Source organism: Frankia sp. CcWB2 (assembly GCF_977927585.1).
Window position 1 is genome coordinate 6,325 of record NZ_CDWRCM010000056.1, and the last position, 1,498, is coordinate 7,822.

Sequence of the window (1,498 nt, forward strand, 5' to 3'; positions counted from 1 at the left end):
AGTGCCTGCTCCGCCGAGATCATCTTACGGTCCCTGTTCAGTTACTGACGGTAAAGCTGATGGAGATCTGAGTGTTCCCGGCTCCGACCAGGATCGCGGTCAGGGTGTACAGCCCGTCCGGGACCTCGGAAGTCTGCCATCCGCCGGGATGCGGCGTGAACAGGTACGGCGGGCCGGGGAGATCCCGCCGGTACGGCCCGATCGGTCCATTCAGCACGTACGTCAGGGTGCCGGCGTAGCCCGTCGTCTCCACCCGGATGGTGCGGAATCCCGAGATGGTCTCGCCCTGGTGGATGCCGGCGAAGGTGAACGGCGCGACGGACATCGTCGACGACGGCGTGGGCACGGCGCCCGGGCCGGGCCGGGATGGACGACCGTCGGGTGCGGGGGATGCCGCCGGGGCCGGACCGGACCGGGGTTCCTGGCTGTGATAACTGAACACCAGGATCGGCATCAGGACCAGGGCAGCGAAGAACAGCGCAAGACCGACCCAACCCCGCCTGAGGGCATCCACGCTGCCTGCGTCCCTCCGCCATGCCGCCCATGGGTTCGGGTCACTTTAATAGGCGGGGATGTGACCGACTCCCGCGGCCTGGGACCGACCGGGATCGAAGCGCGCAGTCGGGCAGGGGGAGGGGGAAGTGGGCCGACAGCGGGTCGACGGGCACGCCTGCCGCCGCGGCGTCGGACCGGCACGGGTGGTCCGGACCGGCACGGGAGACGCAGCCGCTTGTCGATGCGGCTGCCGAGGGCAAGACGGCCTAGCGGGTGCGCCTGCGCCGGCCGGGTGGCCGGTTCGGCGGATGGGCGGGCCCGCGATTGTCCCGCGGTCGCTGGCGCACCCCTTGTCGACTGAGCCCCAGGATGCGCTGCTGTGCGATGCGCTCCTGCCGAAGACAGCGACCACGATCCACGCCCCGACCGTAGCCGCCATCTGCGTCTTCCGCGCCCCTCGTCACATGGTGTTTACCTCGTCCCCGGCGTGTCGCTGGCTCTCGCTCACCCTCTTCCCGGCCCCTGGTCGGCCTTCAGATCCTCAGGCGGCCAGCGGTGTGGAGGAGCGCCCGCCGTGGCCCGGCCGGTCGGCGCGCCCGGTGGCGAAGGCAGGCTCCAGGGCCAGGTCCAGCACCTCCCGGACGTCGGTCACCAGGTGGACGGTGAGCGCGTCGCGTACCGGCGCCGGGACGTCGTCCAGGTCCGGGCCGTTGCGCGCCGGCAGCAGCACCGTGGTGATGCCGGCGCGGTGCGCGGCGAGCAGCTTCTGCTTCACCCCGCCGATCGGCAGCACGCGCCCGGTCAGCGATACCTCGCCGGTCATCGCCACCTCCGCCCGGACCGGCCGGCCGGACAGCAGCGACGCCAGGGTCGTCGTCATCGTTACCCCGGCGCTCGGCCCGTCCTTTGGCACCGCACCCGCGGGGACGTGCACGTGGACACCGCGGTCGGCCAGATCCCCGACGGGAAGTTCCAGTTCCACCCCGTGCGAGCGCAGGTAGGA

2 protein-coding genes are annotated in these 1,498 nt (G+C 71.6%); both read right to left on the reverse strand.

Annotation, left to right across the window (positions count from 1 at the left end; genetic code table 11):
• Positions 1 to 37: 37 nt before the first annotated feature.
• A complete protein-coding gene (locus tag ACY45C_RS08380; RefSeq protein ID WP_462187053.1) occupies positions 38 to 514 on the reverse strand; it encodes a hypothetical protein in 477 nt (158 codons plus the stop codon).
• A 522-nt stretch (positions 515 to 1,036) separates the two neighbouring features.
• The coding region (locus ACY45C_RS08385) for a S16 family serine protease (protein ID WP_462187054.1) at positions 1,037 to 1,498 on the reverse strand (462 nt) is incomplete at its 5' end.